Source organism: Enterobacter sp. BIDMC92, assembly GCF_001030225.1.
Taxonomy (GTDB): Bacteria; Pseudomonadota; Gammaproteobacteria; order Enterobacterales; family Enterobacteriaceae; genus Enterobacter; species Enterobacter sichuanensis.
In genome coordinates this window covers 4,226,097-4,251,889 of record NZ_KQ087598.1, presented here as the reverse complement: position 1 = coordinate 4,251,889, position 25,793 = coordinate 4,226,097, and the positions used below count along the sequence as shown (strand labels likewise).

Annotated in this window: 21 protein-coding genes; 11 read left to right on the top strand and 10 right to left on the bottom strand. The window is 55.7% G+C overall.

Annotation, left to right across the window (positions count from 1 at the left end; all coding sequences use genetic code 11):
- The first annotated feature begins 2 nt into the window (after positions 1-2).
- The 3 genes from aaeB to SP99_RS19865 all read left to right on the top strand — a co-directional run bounded on the left by aaeB (position 3) and on the right by SP99_RS19865 (position 3,834).
- Complete coding sequence (gene aaeB, locus SP99_RS19875; RefSeq protein ID WP_047959554.1) at positions 3-1,970, top strand: p-hydroxybenzoic acid efflux pump subunit AaeB; 1,968 nt, start codon at positions 3-5, stop codon at positions 1,968-1,970.
- A gap of 91 nt (positions 1,971-2,061) precedes the next feature.
- Entirely contained in the window at positions 2,062-3,516 is a 1,455-nt protein-coding gene (locus tag SP99_RS19870) for an NAD-dependent succinate-semialdehyde dehydrogenase (protein ID WP_025756664.1), read from the top strand.
- A 45-nt stretch (positions 3,517-3,561) separates the two neighbouring features.
- Positions 3,562-3,834 carry a barstar family protein gene (locus SP99_RS19865; protein ID WP_025756665.1) on the top strand — a complete coding sequence of 91 codons (273 nt, stop codon included), beginning with the start codon at positions 3,562-3,564 and terminating at the stop codon, positions 3,832-3,834.
- Positions 3,835-3,900: 66 nt separating this feature from the next.
- On the opposite strand, the gene yhcN (SP99_RS19860) is transcribed toward SP99_RS19865, so the two are convergent.
- From yhcN (SP99_RS19860) to argR, 3 genes are all read right to left on the bottom strand, one after another.
- The gene (yhcN, locus tag SP99_RS19860) at positions 3,901-4,167 is read right to left on the bottom strand and encodes a peroxide/acid stress response protein YhcN (protein WP_045284727.1); all 267 of its coding nucleotides are present in this window, start codon (positions 4,165-4,167) and stop codon (positions 3,901-3,903) included.
- Positions 4,168-4,275: 108 nt separating this feature from the next.
- Entirely contained in the window at positions 4,276-4,539 is a 264-nt protein-coding gene (gene yhcN, locus SP99_RS19855) for a peroxide/acid stress response protein YhcN (protein WP_025756667.1), read from the bottom strand.
- 375 nt (positions 4,540-4,914) lie between these two features.
- Positions 4,915-5,385 carry a transcriptional regulator ArgR gene (gene argR / locus SP99_RS19850; RefSeq protein ID WP_025756668.1) on the bottom strand — a complete coding sequence of 157 codons (471 nt, stop codon included), beginning with the start codon at positions 5,383-5,385 and terminating at the stop codon, positions 4,915-4,917.
- A 395-nt stretch (positions 5,386-5,780) separates the two neighbouring features.
- On the opposite strand from argR, the gene mdh reads away from it, so the two are divergent.
- Positions 5,781-6,719, top strand: a complete 939-nt coding sequence (mdh, locus tag SP99_RS19845) for a malate dehydrogenase (protein ID WP_046889016.1) — start codon at positions 5,781-5,783, stop codon at positions 6,717-6,719.
- An 89-nt stretch (positions 6,720-6,808) separates the two neighbouring features.
- Here the strand turns inward: mdh and degS are convergent, their stop codons facing one another.
- From degS to zapG, 3 genes are all read right to left on the bottom strand, one after another.
- On the bottom strand, positions 6,809-7,876 hold the full coding sequence (gene degS / locus SP99_RS19840; protein WP_045284728.1) for an outer membrane-stress sensor serine endopeptidase DegS: 1,068 nt from the start codon (positions 7,874-7,876) through the stop codon (positions 6,809-6,811).
- 92 nt (positions 7,877-7,968) lie between these two features.
- The gene (gene degQ / locus SP99_RS19835) at positions 7,969-9,336 is read right to left on the bottom strand and encodes a serine endoprotease DegQ (protein ID WP_025756671.1); all 1,368 of its coding nucleotides are present in this window, start codon (positions 9,334-9,336) and stop codon (positions 7,969-7,971) included.
- Positions 9,337-9,507: 171 nt separating this feature from the next.
- Positions 9,508-9,906, bottom strand: coding sequence for a Z-ring associated protein ZapG (gene zapG / locus SP99_RS19830; RefSeq protein ID WP_008502832.1), 399 nt, complete (start codon positions 9,904-9,906; stop codon positions 9,508-9,510).
- A gap of 189 nt (positions 9,907-10,095) precedes the next feature.
- On the opposite strand from zapG, the gene zapE reads away from it, so the two are divergent.
- The 5 genes from zapE to sspB all read left to right on the top strand — a co-directional run bounded on the left by zapE (position 10,096) and on the right by sspB (position 13,808).
- Entirely contained in the window at positions 10,096-11,220 is a 1,125-nt protein-coding gene (gene zapE / locus SP99_RS19825) for a cell division protein ZapE (RefSeq protein WP_047959553.1), read from the top strand.
- A gap of 302 nt (positions 11,221-11,522) precedes the next feature.
- Positions 11,523-11,951, top strand: a complete 429-nt coding sequence (rplM, locus tag SP99_RS19820) for a 50S ribosomal protein L13 (protein WP_003860434.1) — start codon at positions 11,523-11,525, stop codon at positions 11,949-11,951.
- A gap of 15 nt (positions 11,952-11,966) precedes the next feature.
- On the top strand, positions 11,967-12,359 hold the full coding sequence (gene rpsI / locus SP99_RS19815; protein ID WP_003860436.1) for a 30S ribosomal protein S9: 393 nt from the start codon (positions 11,967-11,969) through the stop codon (positions 12,357-12,359).
- A 307-nt stretch (positions 12,360-12,666) separates the two neighbouring features.
- Positions 12,667-13,305 (top strand): stringent starvation protein SspA, encoded by a 639-nt coding sequence (sspA, locus tag SP99_RS19810; RefSeq protein WP_025756674.1) that lies wholly within the window; start codon positions 12,667-12,669, stop codon positions 13,303-13,305.
- A gap of 5 nt (positions 13,306-13,310) precedes the next feature.
- The gene (gene sspB, locus SP99_RS19805; RefSeq protein ID WP_025756675.1) at positions 13,311-13,808 is read left to right on the top strand and encodes a ClpXP protease specificity-enhancing factor; all 498 of its coding nucleotides are present in this window, start codon (positions 13,311-13,313) and stop codon (positions 13,806-13,808) included.
- Positions 13,809-13,834: 26 nt separating this feature from the next.
- On the opposite strand, the gene gltD is transcribed toward sspB, so the two are convergent.
- A complete protein-coding gene (gltD, locus tag SP99_RS19800) occupies positions 13,835-15,253 on the bottom strand; it encodes a glutamate synthase subunit GltD (protein ID WP_025756676.1) in 1,419 nt (472 codons plus the stop codon).
- A 9-nt stretch (positions 15,254-15,262) separates the two neighbouring features.
- Positions 15,263-19,723, bottom strand: a complete 4,461-nt coding sequence (gltB, locus tag SP99_RS19795; RefSeq protein WP_053060166.1) for a glutamate synthase large subunit — start codon at positions 19,721-19,723, stop codon at positions 15,263-15,265.
- A 687-nt stretch (positions 19,724-20,410) separates the two neighbouring features.
- Between gltB and SP99_RS19790 the strand changes: the two genes are divergently transcribed.
- Positions 20,411-21,352, top strand: coding sequence for a tRNA modification radical SAM protein MnmL/YtqA (locus SP99_RS19790; protein ID WP_104556610.1), 942 nt, complete (start codon positions 20,411-20,413; stop codon positions 21,350-21,352).
- Here the strand turns inward: SP99_RS19790 and SP99_RS19785 are convergent.
- A complete protein-coding gene (locus tag SP99_RS19785; protein WP_025756678.1) occupies positions 21,332-22,834 on the bottom strand; it encodes a helicase HerA-like C-terminal domain-containing protein in 1,503 nt (500 codons plus the stop codon). The genes SP99_RS19790 and SP99_RS19785 overlap by 21 nt on opposite strands.
- A gap of 137 nt (positions 22,835-22,971) precedes the next feature.
- Here SP99_RS19785 and SP99_RS19780 point away from each other — a divergent pair, with 137 nt between their 5' ends.
- Positions 22,972-24,609, top strand: coding sequence for a dihydroxyacetone kinase subunit DhaK (locus SP99_RS19780; RefSeq protein WP_047959551.1), 1,638 nt, complete (start codon positions 22,972-22,974; stop codon positions 24,607-24,609).
- Positions 24,610-24,698: 89 nt separating this feature from the next.
- Here SP99_RS19780 and ahr read toward each other — a convergent pair whose 3' ends face one another.
- Positions 24,699-25,718 carry an NADPH-dependent aldehyde reductase Ahr gene (ahr, locus tag SP99_RS19775; RefSeq protein ID WP_047959550.1) on the bottom strand — a complete coding sequence of 340 codons (1,020 nt, stop codon included), beginning with the start codon at positions 25,716-25,718 and terminating at the stop codon, positions 24,699-24,701.
- Positions 25,719-25,793: the final 75 nt, after the last annotated feature.

Below are 25,793 nucleotides of genomic sequence, written 5' to 3'. Positions count from 1 at the left end.
GTATGGGTATCTTTTCCATCGCCAGCCAGCACATTCGCTTCGCTGTGAAGCTGGCGTGTGCCATTGTGCTGGCGCTGTTTGTGGGCTTCCACTTCCAGCTTGAAACCCCTCGCTGGGCGGTGCTGACGGCGGCGATTGTCGCGGCGGGCCCAGCCTTTGCCGCGGGTGGGGAGCCCTATTCAGGCGCGATCCGCTATCGCGGGATGCTGCGTATCATCGGGACGTTCATCGGCTGTTTCGCGGCACTCACCATTATTATTCTGATGATCCGCACGCCGCTGCTGATGCTGATGGTGTGCTGCATCTGGGCGGGGTTCTGCACCTGGATCTCCTCGCTGGTGAAAGTCGAGAACTCCTATGCCTGGGGACTGGCGGGCTATACCGCGCTGATTATTGTCATCACCATTCAGTCCGAGCCGCTGCTCGCGCCGCAGTTTGCGGTTGAACGCTGCAGTGAGATTGTGATTGGTATCGTCAGCGCCATTGTCGCTGACCTGCTTTTCTCTCCGCGCTCCATTAAACAGGAAGTAGATCGCGAGCTCGACGCGCTGATTGTGGCCCAGTACCAGCTGATGCAGCTATGCATTAAGCACGGTGACAGTGAAGAGGTAGATAAAGCCTGGAGCGGTCTGGTTCGCCGGACGCAGGCCCTGGAAGGGATGCGCAGCAACCTCAATATGGAGTCGTCGCGCTGGGCGCGCGCCAACCGTCGCCTTAAAGCACTCAATACCGTCTCCTTAACGCTGATTACCCAGGCATGCGAAACTTACCTCATTCAAAACACCCGACCGGAAGCGGTCACTGATACCTTCCGCGAACTGTTTGCCGAACCGGTGGAAACGGTGCAGGACGTGCACAAGCAGCTTAAGCGCATGCGCCGGGTCATCGCCTGGACCGGGGAGCGCGATACGCCCGTGACGATCTACACCTGGGTCGGCGCTGCGACGCGCTACCTGTTGCTGAAACGTGGCGTGATCGGTAACACCAAAATCAGCGCGGCGGAAGAAGAGGTGCTGCAGGGGGAAGTGGTGATCAAGGCAGAATCTGCCGAGCGTCATCATGCGATGGTCAACTTCTGGCGTACGACGCTGGCCTGCATGCTCGGCACGCTGTTCTGGCTGTGGACGGGCTGGACCTCCGGCAGCGGCGCGATGGTGATGATTGCCGTCGTTACCGCCCTTGCGATGCGCCTGCCTAACCCGCGTATGGTCGCCATTGATTTCCTGTACGGTACCATCGCCGCATTGCCGATAGGTGCGCTTTACTTCCTGGTGATCATTCCGTCTACCCAGCAGAGTATGCTGCTGCTCTGTATTAGCCTGGCGGTAATGGCGTTCTTTATCGGCATTGAGGTGCAAAAACGACGTCTCGGATCGCTGGGGGCGCTGGCGAGCACGATTAACATTATTGTGCTGGATAACCCGATGACCTTCCATTTCAGCCAGTTTCTCGACAGCGCGTTAGGCCAGCTGGTGGGCTGTTTCCTGGCGATGATGGTTATTCTGCTGGTACGGGATAACTCACAGGCAAGAACGGGACGCGTGTTATTGAACCAGTTTGTATCGGCTGCCGTCTCGTCCATGACCACCAATACGGCGCGTCGGAAAGAGAACCATCTGCCCGCACTCTATCAGCAACTGTTTTTACTGCTGAACAAGTTCCCGGGCGATATCGCCAAGTTCCGCCTGGCGCTGACCATGATCATTGCACACCAGCGCCTGCGTAACGCGCCGGTGCCGATTAACGACGATCTGTCGGCCTGGCACCGTCAGCTGCGTCGCACTGCCGACCACGTGCTGTCCGCCAGCAGTGATGACAAACGACGTCGTTACTTTACGCAGCTGCTGGAAGAGCTCGATATCTACCAGGAGAAGCTTAAGATCTGGGAAGCACCGCCTCAGGTGACCGAGCCGGTAGGACGGCTGGTCTTTATGCTGCATCGCTACCAGAATGCCCTCACTGATAACTGACTGAGGTAAAAAAGCCGACGCCAAAAGCGTCGGTTTTTTTGTGGCTATACTTAATTCCAGCATGTTCTTACACTTCAGAAAGGGAGGGCATATGACGACCCAGGCGCTACAGGACCACATCCTTTTTCAGACCGGTTATCTGGTCAACGGGATCTGGAAAACGTTGGACACCACGTTTGATGTGCTGAACCCCGCGACCGGTGAGGTCATCGCCAGAGTGGCGAAAGCCGGCAAAGCGGAAACCGAAGACGCTATCGCAGCGGCCGCTAAAGCCTTCCCGGCATGGCGCGCCAAAACCGCGAAGGAGCGCTCTGCCATTCTCTATCGCTGGTACGAGCTGATTATTGAGAATAAAAGCTGGCTCGGTCGGTTAATGACGACCGAGCAGGGTAAACCCCTGAAAGAAGCGGAAGGTGAAGTAGAGTACGCTGCCAGCTTTATCCAGTGGTTTGCCGAAGAAGCCAAGCGCGCAAACGGGGAAATTATTCCGCCGATCAAACCCGGCTCGCGCATTCTGGCGACCCGGGAACCCGTGGGTGTGGTTGCGGCGATTACGCCGTGGAACTTCCCGATGGCGATGCTCACCCGCAAGTTAGGCCCGGCCCTGGCTGCGGGATGTACCGGGGTCATCAAACCGGCAAATAACACGCCACTCAGTGCTTTTGCGCTGCTTACGCTGGCAAAACAGGCCGGTGTGCCTGACGGCGTCCTCAACGCCGTGGCCGGGAATACGCATGAGATCAGCGATGCGATTATGGCAAGCCGGGAGGTGCGCAAAATTTCCTTTACCGGTTCGACCGCCGTTGGCAAAACGCTGGTGCGTAACGCCGCAGAAACCATGAAGAAAGTCTCCATGGAGCTGGGGGGAAATGCGCCGTACATCGTGTTTGAGGATGCGGACATCGACGCGGCTGTTAAAGGGGCCATCGCCAATAAATTCCGTAATGCCGGGCAGGTCTGCGTCAGCGTTAACCGCTTCTATATTCAGGAAACCGTCTACGACAAGTTTGTCAATAAACTGGCCGATGCGGTCACGGCGCTGAAGGTCGGGAATGGCCTGGAAGAGGGGGTTGTCGTTGGCCCGCTGATCGAACCTTCGGCGGTGAACAAAGTGCGCGAGCACGTTGAGGATGCTGTTGCCCGGGGCGCGACCGTTCTGGCGGGCGGCAAACCGCACCCGCTGGGCGGGAACTTCTGGATGCCAACCGTACTGGGTGACTGCCATGAAGGGATGAAACTCGCAGAAGAAGAGACGTTTGGCCCCGTGGCGGCCTGCTTCCGTTTTACCTCGGAAGATGAAGTGATCCAGCGTGCCAACAACACGCCGTATGGGCTGGCGGCTTACTTCTACACCCAGAACCTTTCGCGGGTATTCCGCGTTTCGCAGGCCATCGAGAGCGGGATGATTGGCATTAACGAGTGCGCCGTCTCCACGGAGCTGGGGCCATTTGGTGGCGTCAAAGAGTCAGGGCTGGGACGTGAGGGCTCCGTACTGGGGCTGGAAGAGTATCTGGAAGTGAAAACCCTGCATATCGGGGGATTATAATAGACAGGGCGGCAGATGCCGCTCGCCTGGACTGGGTGGCTGGCAATGAAAACCTATACCTTTGATTTTGACGAGATCGACAGTCAGGAAGACTTCTATCGTGAATTTATCCGGGTGTTTGATCTTGAACGGCAAAGCGTGACGAATCTGGATACGCTGTGGGATGTGGTGACCGGTAGCCTGTTGCCGCTACCGCTGGAGATCGAGTTCATCCATTTGCCCGATAAGCTGCGCAGACGTTTTGGCGCACTGATATTACTGTTCGATGAGGCGGAAGAAGAGCTGGAAGGGCAACTGCGTTTTAACGCGCGGCATTGAAAGAGATAAAAAAAGCCCCTGACCATGAGGCCAGGGGCAAGTCGTATGATGAGATACGACGAGGGTTTATTTGTACAGTTCTGCCGTAGCATGCCAGTGGTCACCCTGATTCAGTTCGGTGACGCGATAGCTGCTGGCGCCTGCTTTTTCAGCTTTGGCGGCAAGTTCGGAACGAATATCCATCGGCGAGCCGGTAACGGATGTTACGGACACACTGCCCATAGGCTGCAGATTTTGTGCCTGGTCTGCGTTCACCTGCTGAACGGCTGCGCTTGCGCCGAAAGAGAGAACCGATGCCAGACCGAGGGTTGCGATGATCAATTTAGTTTTCATAGTCTTTACTCCTGAAGAGGTTTTGCTCAACGGCGAGAAGGGTTGAACCGCTATTTTTATGCCTGGTGCCGTTGAGTGGAGATTTACGTATTCAGTTATTACTAAAACTTATTTATACAGCTCAGCAGTAGCGTGCCAGTGGTCACCTGAACGCGCTTCAATGATGCGATAGGATGACGCACCCTGTTCTTCCGCTTTTTTGTTCAGCATTTCATGCATGTCCATCGGAGACGTGCCGATCGCGCCGACAGAAACCGTACCGATTGCCTGGCGGGATTGCGCCTGTTCGGCATTGATGGAGTCCGCTGCGAAAGCACCGAATGACAGGACAGACAGGACGCTCAGCGTCGCTACAGTGGTTTTGATTTTCATGATTCTTTACCTCGTCGAATTTTTTAGTGGGGTCTTGTTTCGTGACCCTCATCACAAAATCAAGTATACACTAATAACGGAAAAAATTAATACCAGACTAATGGTTTCTGTTGTTATTACGTGTTAACCGGTCTTTTTTTAATAACCAAAACGCATAAGATTGAATGTTTTTTGTTCGCTAAGCGTGGTTATCTCTAATTAAATCATATGGATATTTGATTTTGATATTTTGTGCGATTTTTTGATTTATCATTCACCAAGTGAATGTTAAAGGGTGGTAAAAAGCACTATTTGTCAAAGCAGGGGCAGTGGAATAGCGGGAGAAAAAGAGGGGGAGCAGAACGATCCCCGCAGCGGTGCTACGGGGAGAGAGGATTACAGTTCCTGTTCGAACAGCACCAGAATCGCTTCGTGGAGGTCTTTCACCGAGAATCCGTTAGCCGGAGTGGTAAAGATGGTGTCATCACCGGCGATGGTGCCGAGAATACCCTCCGTTTTACCCAACGAGTCCAGCATGCGGGCAATCAGCTGCGCAGCACCCGGGCTTGTGTGGATCACCACAACAGCGTCGTTGTAGTCGATATCGAGAACCAGGTTCTTGAGCGGGCTGGAGGTGGTTGGCACGCCAAGTTCCGCAGGCAGGCAATAGACCATCTCCATTTTGGCATTGCGGGTACGTACCGCACCAAACTTGGTTAACATGCGGGAGACTTTCGACTGATTGATGTTATCGAAGCCTTGTTCCTGCAGCGCCTGAACAATTTCTCCCTGAGAACTGAATTTCTCTTCTTTGAGTAGCGCTTTGAACGCCTTGACTAATTCTTCTTGCTTAGACGAGCTTCGCATAAGTCACCCGGAATATGACGATAGAAACAACATTATTATGCATGTGGATGAATTTTTATGCAAATTATCTACCAGGCAGCAGCCTGAAATAATGTTATGAAAGGGAGTGATTTTATCAGATTTCGTTATCAGAAAACATGCCTGGGTCACGCCACGCAAATAAGCTTAAAAGTAAATTAAATGTTATCAAAATGATGTTGTTTTGGTGGCGGGGCAGGGTGTATTGTAACCCCCTCTTAATGCGTTGCCGTCTGTCATCAGAGCCTTCTGAAGAGAGATAAAGTCGCGCGACCTCAAATTCTTTAGCTACGAAAATTGTAATTAAACACTTGCTGAATTATGGTCGCCGCAACGGATTTACAGATACTTAAGTTAACCATAATAAGGAGTTTAGGATGAAAGTCGCAGTCCTCGGCGCTGCTGGTGGTATCGGCCAGGCGCTTGCCCTACTACTGAAAACCCAACTGCCTTCAGGCTCAGAACTCTCCCTGTACGATATTGCTCCGGTAACCCCAGGTGTGGCGGTTGACCTGAGCCACATCCCGACCGCTGTAAAAATCAAAGGCTTCTCCGGTGAAGACGCGCGTCCTGCCCTGCAGGGTGCAGACGTGGTGCTGATTTCTGCAGGCGTGGCGCGTAAGCCAGGCATGGATCGTTCAGACCTGTTCAACGTCAACGCGGGCATCGTGAAAAACCTGGTGCAGCAGATCGCAGAAGTCTGCCCGAAAGCGTGCATCGGTATCATCACTAACCCGGTGAACACCACCGTTGCTATCGCGGCAGAAGTGCTGAAGAAAGCGGGTGTTTACGACAAGAACAAACTGTTCGGCGTGACCACGCTGGATATCATCCGCTCCAACACGTTTGTTGCTGAGCTGAAAGGCAAACAGCCAACTGAGGTTGAAGTCCCGGTTATTGGCGGGCACTCTGGCGTCACCATTCTGCCTCTGCTGTCACAGATCCCTGGCGTGAGCTTCACCGAGCAGGAAGTGGCTGATCTGACCAAACGCATCCAGAACGCGGGCACCGAAGTGGTGGAAGCGAAGGCGGGTGGCGGCTCTGCGACCCTGTCTATGGGCCAGGCGGCTGCGCGTTTCGGTCTGTCACTGGTTCGCGCGCTGCAGGGCGAGAAAGGCGTGGTTGAATGCGCTTACGTTGAAGGTGATGGCGAACACGCTCGTTTCTTCTCTCAGCCGCTGCTGCTGGGTAAAAACGGTATCGAAGAGCGTAAGCCGATTGGCACGCTGAGCGCGTTTGAACAACACGCGATGGAAGGCATGCTGGATACGCTGAAGAAAGATATCACCCTGGGCGAAGAGTTCGTTAACAAGTAAAACGAACCCGCTTTTGTCGGCCGGGTAAGCGTTGGCGCCACCCGGCAAAAAAACCGAAGCACTTACTGGCTTCGGTTTTTTTATGGCTGTCAGTTGGTGGCCGGGTATTCCTGAATGGTCACATGCAGCGTCAGTTTCTTATCGTTGCGCATGACTTCAACAGGGATGATGGAACCCGGGCGAATTTCTGCTACCTGGTCCATGGTCTCCAGCGCAGAAACCGCCGGCGTGCCGTTGACCGACACAATGACATCATTGACCTGAATTCCCGCGTTAGCCGCCGGACCACCCGGTGCCACCTCGTTGACCACGATGCCCTGAATCTGATCGATACCGCCGCCCTGGGTATGCATAGGCGCAATTTCACGGCCGCCAATACCGATATAGCCGCGGATCACACGGCCATCGCGGATCAGCTTATCCATAATTTTGGTTGCCAGCTGGAACGGAATGGCAAAACCGATCCCTTCCGGCGTCTCTCCGTCGTTACTCTTATCGAACGAGAGGGTATTGATGCCCATCAACTCACCCAGCGAGTTGACCAGCGCGCCACCGGAATTACCGTGGTTGATTGAGGCATCGGTTTGCAGGAAGTTCTGCCGTCCCGATGGGTTGAGGCCAATACGACCGGTCGCGCTGATAATCCCCTGGGTGATGGTCTGGCCCAGGTTGTAAGGGTTGCCGATAGCCAGTACGACGTCACCAATATGCGGGGTACGTTTACGGTTGATCGGGATAACCGGTAAACCGCCCGTAGCGTTAATTTTCAGGACGGCCAGGTCGGTCAGGCTATCCGAACCCACAAGTAACGCCTCAAACACGCGGCCATCCTGCAGGGCGACGATGATCTGATCGGCATCGTTAATCACGTGCTTGTTGGTAATAATGTAGCCCCGCTCGTCCATAATCACCCCGGAGCCGAGGGTACGGATCTCCAGTTGGTTATGGGCTGAGGTATTGAGACCACGGTTATAGACGTTGACGACGGCAGGTGCGGCACGGCGAACGGCCTGATTATAGGTGGCCGGTGTTTCATCCGTGCTATCAAACTGGGGAGCCGACAGTTTATTGAACTGACGTAAAGACGGCAGCGCCAGCAGCAGCAGGCCAGCGACAATCAAACCGATGACAATAGAACGTAAGAGCTTTAAAAGCATGATGCGCGTGTCGTGAAAAAAGGAACGATTTGCAGCATAACATGAGTTATCCGGACATCACACGCAGCGGTGATGTCCGGGATCGCAAATGCTTAGCGCAACAGAATATAGATAGACTCATTGCCACGCATGACCTGCAGGGCAATCACAGCCGGTTTACTTTCCAGCAGCTTGCGCAGTTCAGCAATGGACTGCACGCGATTACGGTTTACACCAATGATAACGTCATCCTGATGCAATCCGGCCTGCGCGGCAGGGCTGCTCTTCTCAACGGTGTCGATGGTGATCCCCTTCGTCCCGTCTTTCAACTGCCCGTCGCTCAACGTAGCCCCCTGCAGCGCTGGAGCGATAAGCTCCGCACTGGCGGAGGAAGAGGTGCTCTTATCCAGCGTCACTTCAACACTGAGCGGCTTGCCGTCGCGGATCAGGCCCAGCTTCACTTTGGCGCCGGGTTCGGTTGTGGCAATCCGCGAGCGCAGTTCTGCAAAGCTGCTCAGCGGTTTATCGTTCAGGCTGACGATCACGTCCCCCGACTTCACGCCCGCTTTTGCCGAGCCGGAGTTTGGCAGCACTTCACTGACGAACGCCCCGCGCTGCACGTTAATATTGAACGCCTTCGCGATATCCGCGCTCATCTCCATTCCTTTGATACCCAGCAGCCCACGTTTGACCTCGCCGAACTGGATGAGTTGCTGCGCCAGGGTTTTGGCCATATTGCTCGGAATAGCAAAACCGATCCCAATGCTGCCGCCGCCCGGGGCCAGGATCGCGGTGTTGATCCCAATCAGCTCACCGTTAAGGTTGAGCAATGCCCCTCCGGAGTTCCCTCGGTTGATTGAGGCATCGGTCTGGATAAAGTTTTCCAGCCCTTCCAGATTCAGGCCGCTGCGGCCCAGCGCCGAGACGATCCCGGACGTCGCGGTCTGCCCTAAACCAAAGGGGTTGCCCACGGCGACGGCAAAATCACCGACGCGCAGTTTGTCGGAATCCGCGATGGCAATCTGGGTCAGGTTGCTGGGGTTTTGCACCTGCAACAGCGCGATGTCGCTCTGGTCATCGCCGCCAATCAGTTTGGCATCAAACTCGCGCCCATCATTAAGCAGAACGCTGATTTTATCAGCCTGGCTGATAACATGGTTGTTAGTCAGAATATAGCCCTTGGCTGCATCAATAATGACGCCTGAACCCAGGCCTTCAAAAGGCTGAGCCTGCTGGTCGGGAGCCTCATCGCCAAAATATTTTTTCAGTTCTTCAGGGACGCGTTGGCTTTGTACGGCCGTGCCTTCAACCTGTACGCTAACGACCGCCGGCAACACTTTTTCCAGCATGGGGGCGAGGCTTGGAACGGCCGCTTGCCCGGGCACCTGGGAGGGAATGGCGGCCACTACGGGGAAGGACGCCGAGAGAGATAACCCGACACTTAACGCGATAGCGCTCAACAGCTGGTTTTTTTTCTTCATCGATGTTGACTCTCGTAACCTGGAATAAAGGAAAAACGGCCCTAAAAACACGTTGATGTTATTGAATTTTAAACCGCTGAACAATGAGGTGTTTAACTAAATGATAGCTGGGGTCATGAAGAAAGGACGGGCGCAATCGCTGCGCCCGTAAAATAAATTCAGGTTGTGCGATTAATCGCGTTTTACACCGCCGCGCAGCAGGCCGGACGCGCCATCTGAATAGTCGCGAGGCATCTGGACAGGGGCCTGATCGTTACCGGCTTCAGAGTCTGCCAGACGGTTGCGGAACGGGTTGGTTTCCGCCGTCATTTCCGGCAGCAGGCTGCTGGAGCTTTTGGCCATATGTTGATACAGCTGACGATAGTCGGTCGCCATGTTGTCCAGCAGCTCGGCGCTACGGGCAAAGTGGCTGACCAGCTCCTCACGATACTCTTCCAGCTCGGCTTTGTTCTTTTCCAGTTCGTACTGCAGTGACTGCTGCTGACGCAATTTGCGGTTACCGAAACGCATGGCCACAGCACCAATGACGATGCCGACGACTAAACCGATTAGCGCATATTCCCAGGTCATGAACTTCTCCCGTTGTCTTGTTGTTCCGTAGGGTGTTGGCTCGGCTCCTGCCTGTGCCTGATAATGCCACTATAACCGCTATTTCCGCAGAAGTGGAATCCTGACGTATCATCGCGTAGTGTAGAACGGCCTTTTTTTCATCAGTCACGCCTGCTGATGAGCGTTAATTGAAGGAATAACAATAAGATTATGCAAAACCTGTCCCCTGCATCACGATATCAACTGGCCCTTAACGAGGGCACGCATCAGCCGGATGACGTTCAACGTGAGGCGGTGAGCCGTCTGGAGATGATTTATCAGGAGCTCACGGCCAGACCCGCTGAAACAGAGCAGAGCAGTGGGCTAAAGGCGGCGTTTGGGCGGTTACTCGGTAAAAAAGCGCCACCAGAGCACACGCCGGTGCGCGGTTTATATATGTGGGGCGGTGTCGGGCGGGGAAAAACCTGGCTGATGGATCTGTTCTATCTGAGCCTGCCGGGGTCGCGTAAACAGCGTCTGCACTTCCATCGTTTTATGCTGCGGGTGCATGAAGAGCTGACGGCGCTGCAGGGTAAAAGCGATCCCCTGGAGATTGTGGCCGACAGATTCAAGGCGGAAACGGACGTGCTCTGCTTTGATGAGTTTTTTGTCTCTGATATCACCGATGCCATGCTGTTAGGCGGCCTGATGAAAGCGTTATTTGCCCGCGGGATTACGTTGGTTGCTACCTCGAATATCCCGCCGGACGAGTTGTACCGCAATGGCCTGCAGCGGGCTCGCTTCCTGCCTGCGATTGACGCCATCAAGCAGCACTGCGACATCATGAACGTGGATGCCGGGGTGGATTACCGCCTGCGCACGTTGACCCAGGCGCACCTGTGGCTTTCACCGTTAAATACCGAGACCACCCGCCAGATGGACAAACTGTGGCTGGCGCTGGCGGGGGCAAAACGCGAGCATGCCCCGGAACTTGAGATTAACCATCGCCCGTTACCCACCCTCGGTGTTGAGAACCAAACGCTGGCGGTCTCCTTTACGACGCTCTGCGTTGATGCCCGCAGTCAGCATGACTACATTGCGCTTTCGCGTCTGTTCCACACCGTGATGGTGCTGGATGTGCCGGTGATGACCCGGCTGATGGAGAGCGAAGCACGGCGCTTCATTGCGCTGGTGGACGAGTTTTATGAGCGTCACGTCAAGCTGGTGGTCAGCGCCGAGGTACCTTTATATGAGATCTACCAGGGGGAGCGGCTGAAGTTTGAGTTCCAGCGCTGCCTCTCGCGCCTGCAGGAGATGCAGAGCGAGGAATACCTGAAGCTTGAGCATATGCCATAATAAATGCCACCCTCTCCCTGTGAAGGGGGACTTGTAGGCCGGGTAAGGCGCAGCCGCCACCCGGCATTTTCCACCGCCTCGAAAAACCCAATTTGAATCACATTTAAGGGTCGATCTTTGACCTCAACTTCTCTATAATCTTGCGACCCCACGTTACGAGAAGGTTTTTTTCCCGAAACTTTCTATGTGTCGGCATGAGCTATTCGAAGGGGTAGGTTTGCCGGACTTTGTCGTGTGAACCTCAACTGACTAAACGTTTGGGTGTTCACCAACGTGTAACTTATTATTTGGGTAAGCTTTTAATGAAAACTTTTACAGCTAAACCAGAAACCGTACAGCGCGACTGGTATGTTGTTGACGCGACCGGTAAAACTCTGGGCCGTCTGGCTACTGAACTGGCTCGTCGCCTGCGCGGTAAGCATAAAGCGGAATACACTCCGCACGTTGATACCGGTGATTACATCATCGTTCTGAACGCTGATAAAGTTGCTGTAACCGGCAACAAGCGTACTGACAAAATGTACTACCACCACACCGGCCACATCGGTGGTATCAAAGAAGCGACCTTTGAAGAGATGATTGCCCGCCGTCCTGAGCGTGTGATTGAAATCGCGGTTAAAGGCATGCTGCCAAAAGGCCCGCTGGGTCGTGCTATGTTCCGTAAACTGAAAGTTTACGCAGGCAACGAGCACAACCACGCGGCACAGCAACCGCAAGTTCTTGACATCTAATCGGGATTATAGGCAATGGCTGAAAATCAATACTACGGCACTGGTCGCCGCAAAAGTTCCGCAGCTCGCGTTTTCATCAAACCGGGCAGTGGTAAAATCGTTATCAACCAGCGTTCTCTGGAACAGTACTTCGGTCGCGAAACTGCCCGCATGGTAGTTCGCCAGCCGCTGGAACTGGTTGATATGGTAGAAAAACTGGATCTGTACATCACTGTTAAAGGTGGTGGTATCTCCGGTCAGGCAGGTGCGATCCGTCACGGTATCACCCGCGCTCTGATGGAGTACGACGAATCCCTGCGTTCTGAACTGCGTAAAGCTGGCTTCGTTACTCGTGACGCTCGTCAGGTTGAACGTAAGAAAGTGGGTCTGCGTAAAGCACGTCGTCGTCCACAGTTCTCCAAACGTTAATCCATTCTGCTTGCGCAGAACGATTGGCGAAAAACCCGCTTCGGCGGGTTTTTTTATGGATAATGCGCAGGTTATCCACAATATCAATGCATATATCTTCTCTTTTTCCACATTTCCAGAAACGCTCACCACAAAGTCATCAAAATCTGGTAAACTATCATCCAATTTTCTGCCCAAATATCGGTGAATACTCGCTTTTTGTTCGATTATTGAACAATGTGTTTTCTCTGGGATGGGCGATACAACATCTGGCTGGCCCCTGTTGGGCCGGTAGCAGTAAAAATTCTGAATATACCTGGAGGTTTTCATGGCTGTCGCTGCCAACAAACGTTCGGTAATGACGCTGTTTTCTGGTCCTACTGACATTTATAGCCATCAGGTTCGTATCGTGCTGGCCGAGAAGGGTGTCAGTTTTGAGATCGAGCATGTGGAAAAGGATAACCCGCCTCAGGATCTGATCGATCTCAACCCGAGCCAAAGCGTACCGACGCTGGTGGATCGCGAGCTGACCCTGTGGGAATCCCGTATCATTATGGAATATCTGGATGAGCGTTTCCCGCATCCGCCGCTGATGCCTGTTTACCCTGTTGCACGTGGTGAAAGCCGCCTGTACATGCAGCGTATCGAGAAAGACTGGTACTCGCTGATGAACGTGATTACCAGCGGTTCCGCTGCGGAAGCTGACGCTGCGCGTAAGCAACTGCGTGAAGAGCTTCTGGCTATCGCCCCTGTGTTTGGCCAGAAACCGTTCTTCCTGAGCGATGAGTTCAGCTTGGTAGATTGCTACCTGGCGCCGCTGTTGTGGCGTCTGCCAACCCTGGGTGTTGAATTCAGCGGCCCTGGCGCCAAAGAGCTGAAGGGCTATATGACTCGCGTCTTTGAACGCGACTCTTTCCTGGCATCTTTAACTGAACCGGAACGTGAAATGCGTCTCGGCCGAGGCTAATGACTGTGGAAATGTCACAACTCACCCCACGCCGTCCGTATCTGCTGCGCGCCTTCTATGAATGGCTGCTGGATAACCAGCTCACGCCGCACCTGGTAGTGGATGTGACGTTGCCGGGCGTGCTGGTTCCAATGGAATACGCACGCGACGGACAGATCGTGCTGAATATTGCGCCGCGAGCAGTGGGTAACCTGGAACTGGCCAACGACGAAGTGCGCTTTAACGCGCGTTTCGGTGGCGTGCCGCGTCAGGTATCGGTGCCGCTGGCTGCCGTGCTGGCTATCTACGCGCGTGAAAATGGTGCGGGTACCATGTTCGAGCCGGAAGCGGCTTACGATGAAGACGTTGCCAGCCTGAATGATGACGATACCGCCGGGGAGCGTGAAAGCGACACGGTCATGTCCGTTATTGACGGTGACAAACCCGATCACCAGGATGATAACGATCCGGATGACGATCCGCCACCGCGCGGGGGGCGTCCTGCTCTTCGCGTTGTAAAATAAAAACAGGCCCAATCGGGCCTGTTTTTTTACACTTCCAGGTAGTTCAGTATACCGTCTGCCGCCTTACGGCCTTCGGCAATCGCCGTCACCACCAGGTCGGAACCGCGAACGATATCACCACCGGCGAAGATTTTCGGGTTGCTGGTCTGGAACGCGTTATCGCTGCCTTCTGGCGCAATAATACGGCCCTGCGAATCCAGCTCGACGCTGTGCTTCGCCAGCCACTCCATGCTGTGCGGACGGAAACCGAACGCCATGACGACGGCATCGGCCGGGATCACATGCTCAGAGCCCGCCACAATCTCCGCACGACGGCGGCCTTTGGCATCCGGCGCGCCCATCTCCGTGCGCGCCATCTTCACGCCGCTCACTTTTCCGTTGGCATTCACTTCAATACCCAGCGGCTGGATGTTGAACTGGAACTCGACACCCTCTTCACGCGCGTTTTTCACTTCGCGTTTGGAGCCAGGCATGTTCTCTTCGTCACGACGATAGGCGCAGATTACGTGTGCCGCATTCTGACGAATAGAGGTACGCACGCAGTCCATCGCGGTATCACCCCCGCCCAGCACAACCACGCGTTTACCTTCCATGCTGACGAAAGGCTCATCGGCTGTTTCGCCATAGCCCATAATCTGTTTAGTGTTGGCGATCAGGAACGGCAGCGCGTCATAAACGCCTGGCGCGTCTTCGTTTTCCAGACCACCACGCATGGACTGATAGGTGCCCACGCCCAGGAAGACGGCGTCGTAATCTTTCAGCAGGTCGTCGAGCTGCACGTCGCGGCCCACTTCTGTGTTCAGTTTGAACTCAATCCCCATGCCGGTGAAGATTTCACGGCGGCGGGTCATGACCTCTTTCTCCAGCTTGAAGGCCGGAATACCGAAGGTCAGCAGACCACCGATCTCCGGATGACGGTCAAAGACCACCGCCTTCACGCCGTTACGGGTCAGGACGTCCGCACAGGCCAGGCCCGCCGGGCCCGCGCCGATAATTGCCACGCGCTTGTCGGTCTGCTTCACGCCGGACATATCCGGACGCCAGCCCATCTCGAAGGCTTTATCGTTGATATAGCGCTCGATGTTACCGATGGTCACCGCGCCAAACTCGTCGTTCAGCGTACAGGAGCCTTCGCACAGACGGTCCTGAGGACACACGCGGCCGCACACTTCCGGCAGGGTGTTGGTCTGGTGAGATAGCTCGGCGGCTTCAAAAATACGCCCCTCGTTGGCCAGCTTCAGCCAGTTCGGGATGTAGTTATGTACCGGACATTTCCACTCGCAGTAAGGGTTACCGCAGGACAGGCAGCGGTCTGCCTGTGCTTTGGCCTGGCCTTCTGAAAACGGCTCATAGATTTCTACAAATTCAATTTTACGGATCTTCAGCGGTTTCTTTGGCGGATCAACACGCTGCAGGTCGATAAACTGGTATACGTTCTGGCTCATCTGAATTCCTTACTGCGCCTGCACACGCAGCTCTGCTGCGCTACGACTACGGTGACCCAACAGGGCTTTAACATCGCTGGACTTCGGTTTAACCAGCGCGAATTTTGCAGAGAATGCTGGCCAGTTCGCCAGGATCTCTTCGCCGCGCGAAGAACCGGTATGCTGCACGTGTTCGGTAATCAAACCGCGCAGGTGTTCTTCGTGGATGGCCAGCGTATCAACGTCCAGTACTTCCACCAGTTCCGGGTTCACGCGTTTGCGGAACTCGCCGTCTTCATCCAGGACGTAAGCAAAACCGCCCGTCATGCCTGCGCCAAAGTTCACGCCGGTTTTACCTAGGACGCAAACAATCCCGCCCGTCATATATTCACAACCGTTATCGCCAATGCCTTCCACCACGGTGATGGCACCGGAGTTACGCACCGCAAAACGCTCGCCCGCACGGCCCGCAGCGAACAGACGACCACCGGTCGCGCCGTACAGACAGGTGTTACCGATGATGCTTGCCTCATGGCTGCGGAAGGCAGAACCCACCGGAGGACGCACCGCCAGCAGACCGCCCGCCATGCCTTTCCCGACGTAGTCGTTGGCGTCGCCGGTCAGGTATAGCTCAACGCCACCGGCGTTCCACACGCCAAAGCTTTGACCCGCGGTACCGCTGAAGTGCGCGGTAATCGGATCTGCCGCCAGCCCCTGGTCACCGTGCGTCTGCGCAATGTAACCGGAGAGGGACGCACCCACAGAACGGTCAGTGTTGCGGATATCAAACCAGAACGTTTTGCTCTGCTTGTCATCCACGTACGGTTTCGCCTGCTGCAACAGCTGCGCGTTCAGCACGCCGTTATCGAACGGTGGGTTGTTCTCGGTGCAGTAGACCGCTTTGCCAGGGTGTGGCTGCGCGGTTTCCAGCAGCTTGCTCAACTCCAGCTTCTGCTGCTTCGCGGTGAAGCCTTCCAGCTCTTTCAGCAGGTCGGTACGGCCAATCAGGTCTACCAGGCGCTTCACGCCCAGCTGCGCCATCAGCTCGCGGGTTTCACGGGCGATGAAGTCAAAGTAGTTAGTCACTTTGAACGGCAGACCATGGTAGTGGTTCTTACGCAGCTTCTCGTCCTGGGTTGCAACACCGGTTGCGCAGTTGTTCAGGTGGCAAATACGCAGGTATTTACAGCCAAGCGCAACCATTGGGCCGGTACCGAAACCAAAGCTTTCCGCACCCAGAATCGCCGCTTTGATAATGTCGAGGCCGGTTTTCAGGCCACCGTCCACCTGCAGACGGATCTTGTGACGCAGACCGTTAGCCACCAGCGCCTGCTGGGTTTCCACCAGGCCCAGTTCCCACGGGCAACCCGCATATTTCACGGAGGAGAGTGGGCTTGCACCGGTACCACCGTCGTAACCGGCGATGGTGATGAGATCCGCATAGGCTTTCGCCACGCCTGTGGCGATGGTGCCAACGCCCGGTTCGGAAACCAGCTTCACGGAGATCATCGCTTTCGGGTTGACCTGTTTCAGGTCGAAAATCAACTGCGCCAGATCCTCGATAGAGTAAATATCGTGGTGTGGTGGCGGAGAAATCAGCGTCACGCCCGGTACGGAGTAGCGCAGTTTGGCGATGTACGGCGTGACTTTATCACCCGGCAACTGACCGCCTTCGCCCGGTTTTGCACCCTGAGCGACTTTAATCTGAATGACATCGGCGTTGACCAGGTACGCTGGCGTGACGCCGAAGCGGCCGGAGGCCACCTGCTTGATACGGGACACTTTGTTGGTGCCGTAACGCGCCGGATCTTCACCGCCTTCACCGGAGTTAGAATTGCCGCCGATGCTGTTCATGGCTTCCGCCAGCGCTTCGTGGGCTTCCGGGCTCAGCGCGCCGATGGACATCGCCGCGGTATCAAAGCGTTTGAACAGTTCAGATGCTGGCTCAACCTCGTCAATGCTGACCGCTTCATCACCCGGATTGAGGGCCAGCAGGTCACGCAGCGTCGCCGCCGGACGGTTGTTCACCAGCTCAGCATATTGCTGATAATCACTGTATTCGCCGCTCTGCACCGCCTGCTGCAGCGTGCGCACCACGTCCGGGTTATAGGCATGATACTCGCCGCCGTGAACGTATTTCAGCAGACCGCCCTGATCCAGCGGCTTACGTGCCAGCCAGGCGCGTTTCGACAGGTTCACCAGATCCTGCTGGAAGTCAGCAAATCCGGCTCCGCCGATACGGCTGACGACGCCCTGGAAGCAGAGGTTTGCCACGTCGTTATGCAGACCGACCGCTTCAAACAGCTTCGAACAACGGTAGGAGGCAATGGTCGAGATGCCCATTTTGGACATGATTTTGTACAGACCTTTATTGATGCCGTTACGGTAGTTCAGCATCACTGTACGATAGTCTTTGTCGATCGCGCGGGTATCCACCAGACGGGCCAGCGTTTCGTAGGCCAGATACGGGTAGATTGCCGTCGCACCAAAACCTAACAGCACGGCAAAGTGGTGCGGGTCGCGAGCGCTGGCGGTTTCAACAATGATGTTGGCGTCGCAGCGCAGGCTCTTATCGACCAGACGCGTCTGGATAGCACCCACCGCCATTGGCGCAGGCACCGGCAGACGGTTTTTCGCGATATTTCGGTCGGACAGCACCAGCAGAACGGTACCGTTACGTACCATCTGTTCGGCTTTGTCACACAGCGCATTCACCGTCTCTTCGAGGCTCGCGTCGTTCACGTCGAAGGTAATATCGAGCGTGTCAGCGCGGTAGTGCTCCTCTTTCATGGTGGTGAGCTGTTTGAAATCGGAATACAGCAGGATCGGCGATTTAAAGGTCAGACGGTGCGCCTGGCCTTCGGCCTCGCAGAAGACGTTCATCTCACGACCAATGCTGGTGGCCAGCGACATCACGTGTGCTTCGCGCAGCGGGTCGATTGGCGGGTTGGTGACCTGCGCGAACTGCTGACGGAAATAGTCATAAATGATACGCGGCTGGCTGGAGAGCACGGCAAACGGGGTATCGTCACCCATCGAGCCGACCGCTTCCTGGCCGTTTTCACCGAGCACGCGGATAACCGAGTCCAGCTCTTCTGCGCTGTAGTTAAACTGCTTCTGGTAGCTGGCGAGGGTATCGTCGTCCAGCTCGCGGCTGCCCACCTCTTCGTCCGACAGATCTTCAAACGGCACCAGACGACGCACGTTTTTCTCCATCCACTCTTTGTACGGATGGCGGCTTTTCAGGTCGTTATCGGTTTCGGCGGAATGCAGAATGCGCCCAACGCGAGTGTCGATAACCATCAGTTCGCCTGGACCGACGCGGCCTTTCTCAACCACTTCGTCAGGCTGGTAATCCCAGATACCGACTTCAGAGGCGCAGGTGATGAGCTTATCTTTGGTGATGACGTAGCGGGCCGGACGCAGGCCGTTACGGTCCAGGTTACAGGCGGCAAAACGACCGTCGGACATCACGATGCCCGCCGGGCCGTCCCACGGCTCCATGTGCATGGAGTTAAAGTCGAAGAACGCGCGCAGCTCCGGATCCATATCCGGGTTGTTCTGCCAGGCCGGTGGCACGAGCAGACGCATGGCGCGCACGATGTCCATCCCGCCCGCCAGCAGCAATTCCAGCATGTTATCCATTGAGCTGGAGTCCGAGCCGGTTTCGTTCACGAACGGCGCGGCATCGTGCAGGTCAGGGATCAGTGGCGTCTGGAACTTATAGGTGCGGGCGCGGGCCCACTGGCGGTTACCGGTAATGGTGTTGATTTCGCCGTTGTGCGCCAGATAGCGGAACGGCTGCGCCAGCGGCCAGCGAGGTACGGTGTTGGTGGAGAAGCGCTGGTGGAACAGGCAAATGGCCGATTCCAGACGCAGGTCCGCCAGGTCCAGGTAGAAGCGCGGCAGGTCAGCCGGCATACACAGACCTTTATAGATATTCACCAGGTTCGAGAGGCTACAGACGTAGAACTCTTTATCGTCCTGGAGACGTTTTTCAATGCGGCGACGGGCGATAAACAGACGGCGTTCCATATCACGTGGACGCCAGCCCGCAGGGGCATTGACGAAAATCTGTTCAATACGAGGCAGCGAGGAGAGGGCGATTTCACCGAGCACCCCTTCGTTGGTAGGCACATCGCGCCAGCCGACAATAGACAGGGTTTCACGCTGAAGTTCTTCTTCGACGATGTGGCGCGAAGCGGCAGCTTTTTCAGGATCCTGGTTCAGGAACAGCATACCGACAGCGTAGTTTTTGGCTAAACGCCAGCCGCGCTCTTCCGCCACGATGCGGAAGAAACGATCGGGTTTTTGCAGCAGCAGGCCGCAACCGTCGCCGGTTTTACCATCGGCAAGGATGGCGCCACGGTGCTGCATTCGGGCCAGTGCGTGAATAGCAGTACGCACTACCTTGTGGCTAGGTTCGCCTTCTATGTGGGCGATCAGGCCGAAACCACAGTTATCCTTCTCAAGGGATTTATCGTACAACATATCAGTGAACCTCCCCAGGCTCGTCGGGCTTCTCTCTGAACGTAACCGTGGCGCACAGGCGCAGAAAGAGCATGGCGACGGGGTTTGCGTTTCATACGCGGACCTCGCATTCGCCCTCTTTTTCATCCTTTCGCGCAGGTAAACAAGTTTGAGGACTTGCTTCAGAGGGAATCTCAATTACTGCATAAATATGATGAGCAGGCCGCTCATCCAGAAAGCTTCCAGCGGATTTCCAACTTATCGGGAATTGGTACACAGGTCAAATGGCAATCTTATTTATACAAAAATGTGCTAAAGGTAAGTTATCTATTTGTAATTAAAGGGAATTTAAGTAATTTTACATTGAATGAATGCCCTTGCAGGGCGTAGCGGAGTGTGATCTGACTCACTATCTGAAAGCGGTATTATCAATGCAGCATGCTGAATAGCGGTTTTTTAACAGAATATTACGCTGCTGTGGGGGTTAAACCCGCATAAAGTCACTGTTTTTCAGCGGTGGCGCTATAAATGAAAAAAACAATCAGAACATAAGGAAAAGTAATCACTGCTGGCGTGAATGAAATTGCAGTAATCCTGAGTAGTTATTCATATAGGTAAAAGCCGTCCAGGGCGATTGATCCAAGTCATCGCCGACAGAGGCTAAAAGTGGCAGGCTTGTCCCCTTTCTCCGGGACGGTCTATCAGATTATGCAGTTACAGAAATTAGTCAATATGTTTGGTGGGGATCTTTTGCAGCGGTACGGGCAAAAGGTTCACAAGCTGACGCTGCATGGCGGGTTTAGCTGCCCAAACCGGGACGGGACGATCGGGCGCGGGGGCTGCACGTTCTGTAACGTTGCGTCATTTGCAGACGAGGCCCAGCAGCATCGCTCTATTGCCGAACAGCTTTCTCATCAGGCGAGTCTGGTAAACCGCGCCAGACGCTATCTGGCCTATTTTCAGGCCTATACCAGCACGTGGGCGGAAGTCCAGGTGCTGCGCGACATGTATCAGCAGGCTGTCAGCCAGGCCAGTATTGTCGGGCTCTGTGTGGGTACGCGGCCGGACTGCGTACCGGATGCGGTGCTGGATCTGCTTAGCGAGTATAACGATCAAGGCTACGAGGTTTGGCTGGAGCTGGGCCTACAGACCGCGCACGACAAAACCCTGCACCGCATCAACCGTGGTCATGATTTCGCCTGCTACCAGCGCACTACCCGTCTTGCCCGTGAGCGCGGGTTGAAAGTCTGCTCGCATCTGATTGTCGGGTTGCCTGGTGAAGGGCAGCGGCACGGCCTGGAGACGCTGGAAAAAGTGGTGGAGACCGGCGTGGACGGTATCAAGCTGCACCCGCTGCATATCGTGAAGGGCAGCATTATGGCCAAAGCCTGGGAAGCCGGGCGCTTGAACGGTATCGAACTTGACGCCTATACGGTGACGGCGGGGGAGATGATTCGTCACACGCCGCCAGAGATTGTCTACCATCGCATCTCTGCCAGCGCCCGCCGTCCAACGCTTCTGGCACCCTTGTGGTGCGAGAACCGCTGGACGGGGATGGTGGAAATTGACCGCTATCTTCAGGAAAACGGCGTGCAGGGTTCGGCTCTGGGGCGCCCGTGGGTTCCCCGTCTACCGGCGACGGCCGCCTAACAGGCTCCCCAGCATGCCGCGCACTATCTGATTAGTCACCTGCCGCGCAGCGCTCTTCGCCATGGTTTGTACCACGCCGTCGCGCTTACCGCCGCGCGGCCCGGTGCTACCAAACAGGATATCTTTGAGCCCACCGAGAATACCGTCATCCACCGCCACCGACTGCCCTTTAGCGGCAGGGGCATCCTGCGATTCCGTTGTCGCCTGGACCCCTTTTTGCAGCATCTCAAACGCGGATTCCCGATCCACCTCGTCTTCATACTTCCCGTACACCGGGGAGTGGTTAATCAGGCCGTTGCGTTCATCGTCCGTCACCGGTCCCATCCGCGAACAGGGAGCGATCACCATCGCGCGTTCCACCACGGACGGGCTGCCCTTCGCATCCAGGAATGAGATCAGCGCTTCACCGGTGCCTAACGCCTGAATAGCGGCTTCGGTATCAAAAGCCGGATTGGCGCGCATGGTTTGCGCAGCGGCTTTCACCGCTTTCTGATCTTTCGGCGTAAAGGCGCGCAGGGCGTGCTGAACGCGGTTACCAAGCTGGCCAAGCACGTTATCCGGGATATCAGACGGGTTTTGCGAAACAAACCAGACGCCGACGCCTTTAGAGCGGATCAGGCGAATGACCTGTTCAATCTTGTCCAGCAATATTTGCGGTGCATCGTTGAACAGCAGGTGCGCTTCGTCGAAGAAGAATACCAGCTTTGGTTTTTCCAGATCGCCTGCTTCGGGCAGTTGTTCGTACAGCTCGGAGAGCATCCACAGCAGGCTGGCGGCGTAAAGCTTCGGCATCTGGTAGAGCTTCTCTGCACTGAGGATATTGATAATGCCTTTGCCGTTACTGTCGGTGCGCATCCAGTCTTTGATATCCAGCATAGGCTCGCCGAAGAAATGCTCAGCCCCCTGTTGCTCAAGCGTCAGTAACCCGCGCTGAATGGCCCCTACCGACGCGCTGCTGATATTGCCATACTGGTTCTGGAAGGATTTCGCGTTATCGCCAATGTACTGAGTAATGGCCCGCAGATCTTTAAAATCAAGCAGCAGCAGACCCTGGTCATCGGCAATGCGGAAGATAATATTCAGTACCCCGGACTGGACGTCGTTAAGGTTCAGCAGGCGGGCGAGCAGTAGCGGGCCGAGATCGGAGACGGTGGCGCGCACCGGGTGGCCTTTCTCACCGAAGATATCCCATACGACCACCGGGTTGCCGTGTGGCGTCCAGTCCGTGATGCCAATATTCTTCAGCCGTTCGAGCAGTTTTTCTGAGGCGGTACCCTCCTGAGCCACACCGGTTAAATCGCCTTTCACGTCAGCCATAAACACCGGTACGCCGATCTCTGAAAGCGACTCCGCCAGCTTTTGCAGGGTCACGGTTTTCCCCGTCCCGGTGGCACCGGTGATCAGGCCGTGGCGGTTCGTCATGGCGGGCAGTAAATACAGCTCTTTTTCCAGCGTCCGGGCAATTAACAATGGTGTACTCATGATGCGCTTCCTCTCGTAGTCCTGGGTGGAGTATAGGCAACCTGACGGCAAAAGGGATGAGTAAATTCCTGAGTTTGCGGCGCATTATCCAGCGCGGACTATGCTTTTGCATACGGTTCACAAAATAGTGGGAAACTATGTCCAGATTCTTCTTTAACGACCGCAAACAGCTGGTCAACGATGCCATTGAAGGCATACTGCTCTCTGCGCCCCATGCAAATCTCGTCAAGCTTGATATCGATCCGGCCATCAGGATTGTCGCGCGCGGCGACTGGGACAAAAGCCGCGTGGCGGTGATCTCCGGTGGTGGCTCAGGACACGAACCCGCGCATGCCGGATTTGTTGGCAAAGGCATGCTGACGGCGGCGGTGTGTGGCGATCTGTTTGCCTCGCCGAGCGTGGATGCGGTACTCAATGCCATCGTCGCCGTAACCGGCGATCGCGGTTGTCTGTTGATCGTCAAAAACTACACCGGCGACCGTCTTAACTTCGGCCTCGCGGCGGAAAAGGCCAAACGTTACGGTCTGAAGGTGGAGATGGTGATTGTAGCGGATGACATCGCGCTGCCGGATAACAAGCAACCGCGCGGTATTGCCGGCACCGCGCTGGTGCATAAGATTGCGGGCTATGCGGCGGAGCTCGGGAAATCGCTGAGTGAAGTGCGGGAGATCGCGCAACAGGCCTGCGACAACCTCTGGAGCCTGGGCGTTGCGATGCAAACCTGTAACCTGCCCGGCAGCGAGGAGGAAGAGGGGCGCATTAAGCAGGGCCACGTTGAGCTGGGTCTGGGCATTCACGGCGAGCCCGGGGCGTCCGTGGTGGATACCCAAAACAGCAAAGCCATTATCGACACGCTGGTCACGCCACTGAAAACAGAGGCGGGTGAGGGGCGCTTTGCGGTGTTGATTAACAACCTCGGCGGCGTATCGGCGCTGGAGATGGCGCTGCTGACGAAAGAGCTGGCGCACTCGGCGCTGAAAGAAGAGATCGCGTACCTGATAGGTCCCGCACCATTGGTAAGCGCCCTGGATATGAAGGGCTTTTCGCTGACGCTACTGAAGCTTAACGATTTCTTCGAAAAGGCGATTCATGCCGACGTCGAAACGCTGGGCTGGCAGAAACCCGTGGCGTTTGCGCCCTTGCGCACCGTTGAGCACAGTGCCATTCATGACCGCGTGGAATATACCCCCTCGGACAATCCGCAGGTGGGAGAGTGTGTCTTCTCAGTGACAAAAACGCTGATCCAGCTGGAAAACCGCCTCAACGCGCTGGATGCGAAAGTGGGAGATGGCGATACCGGCTCCACCTTTGCGCAAGGTGCGCGGGATATTGCGCAGCGTCTGGAGGAGAATACCCTCCCGCTTAATGATGTCTCTACGCTCCTGTTACTGGCTGGCGAGCGGCTGGCCACGGTAATGGGCGGATCGAGCGGCGTATTAATGTCGATCTTCTTCACCGCGGCCGGGCAAAAGCTGCATGACGGACAATCGCTCCCGGAGGCATTGCTCAGCGGGCTGGCGCAGATGAAGCAGTATGGCGGGGCGGATCTCGGCGATCGCACGCTGATCGACGCGTTGCAACCGGCGCTGGAGGCTTTACAGAAAAAAGATCTTCAGGCTGCGGCGCAGGCGGCGCAGCAGGGGGCGGAGGCAACGGCGAAAATGGTGAAAGCAGGTGCGGGACGTTCGTCGTACGTGAATAAAGAGAATCTGGATGGCGTAATGGATCCGGGGGCTGTGGCTGTCGCGGAAGTCTTTGCGGCACTGGCTCGGTAGTCGAAAAAGCCCGGTGGCGCTGCGCTTACCGGGCCTACAAAATCGGATGTAGGCCGGGTAAGGCGAAGCCGCCACCCGGCACTGTCACATCAAAAATCCGCTTTTAACACCACGCGATAACGGGCTTTGCCGTCGCGCACGTGCTGGATGGCTTCGTTGATTTTCGACATCGGGTACAGTTCGGTGGTCGGTGCCACTTTGGTGCGCCCGGCGAACTTCATCAGTTTGCGCAACTCGTACGGCGTACCGGTCGCAGAGCCGGATACGCTACGATCCCCACCGATCAGGGTAAACGCCGGAACCGGCAGCGGCTTCATCACCGCACCCACGGTGTGGAAGTTACCACCGTAGGCCAGGGCTTCAAAATACGGTTGCCAGTTGAGATCCACGTTAACGGTGTTAATGATCAGATCAAACTGACCCGCCAGCGCGCTCAGCGCGTCCGGATCGCGGCTGTTGACGACTTTATCCGCCCCCATCGCCAGCACTTCCTGTTCTTTCGCCGGGTTCGAACTGAATGCCGTTACTTCGCAACCCATCGCGTGCAGCAGTTTGATGGCGATATGCCCGAGGCCACCAATACCGATAACGCCCACGCGGCTGGTGGCAGTGATATGGTGCATCAGAAGCGGTTTGAAGACGGTAATACCGCCGCACAGCAGCGGACCGGCGGATTCAATATCAATGCTGTCCGGCAGCGGAATGACCCATTGCCAGTCGGCGCGCAGCTTATCGGCAAAACCTCCTTTATTCAGAATGGTGGGAACAGCGCCTTCGAGGCAGTTGATCTGGTTGCCGCTGATACAGGCGTCGCAGTGGCCACAGCTGCGTGCTGTCCAGCCAATGCCCACGCGCTGGCCAACTTTCAGCCCTTTGTCCTGCGCAGCGCTACCGAGCGCGACAACACGGCCAATGACTTCGTGCCCGGCAACCAGTGGATAGCTTGAAAAGCCCCATTCGTTGTCGATCATCGAGAGATCCGAGTGGCAGATCCCGCAGTAATCAACCTGTACCTCGACGTCTTCTGCTTTTAGAACACCTGCATCGTACTCGTACAGTTCAAGTTCTGCACCCGCCTGCGGTGCGGCGTAGCTTTTTATCTTCGACATCGTGTTTCCCCCGTTGTGGTGTGAACTGAGAGTGTAGAGCATTCAGTTAACCACCGTTTAACAGAAGAGGGCAGC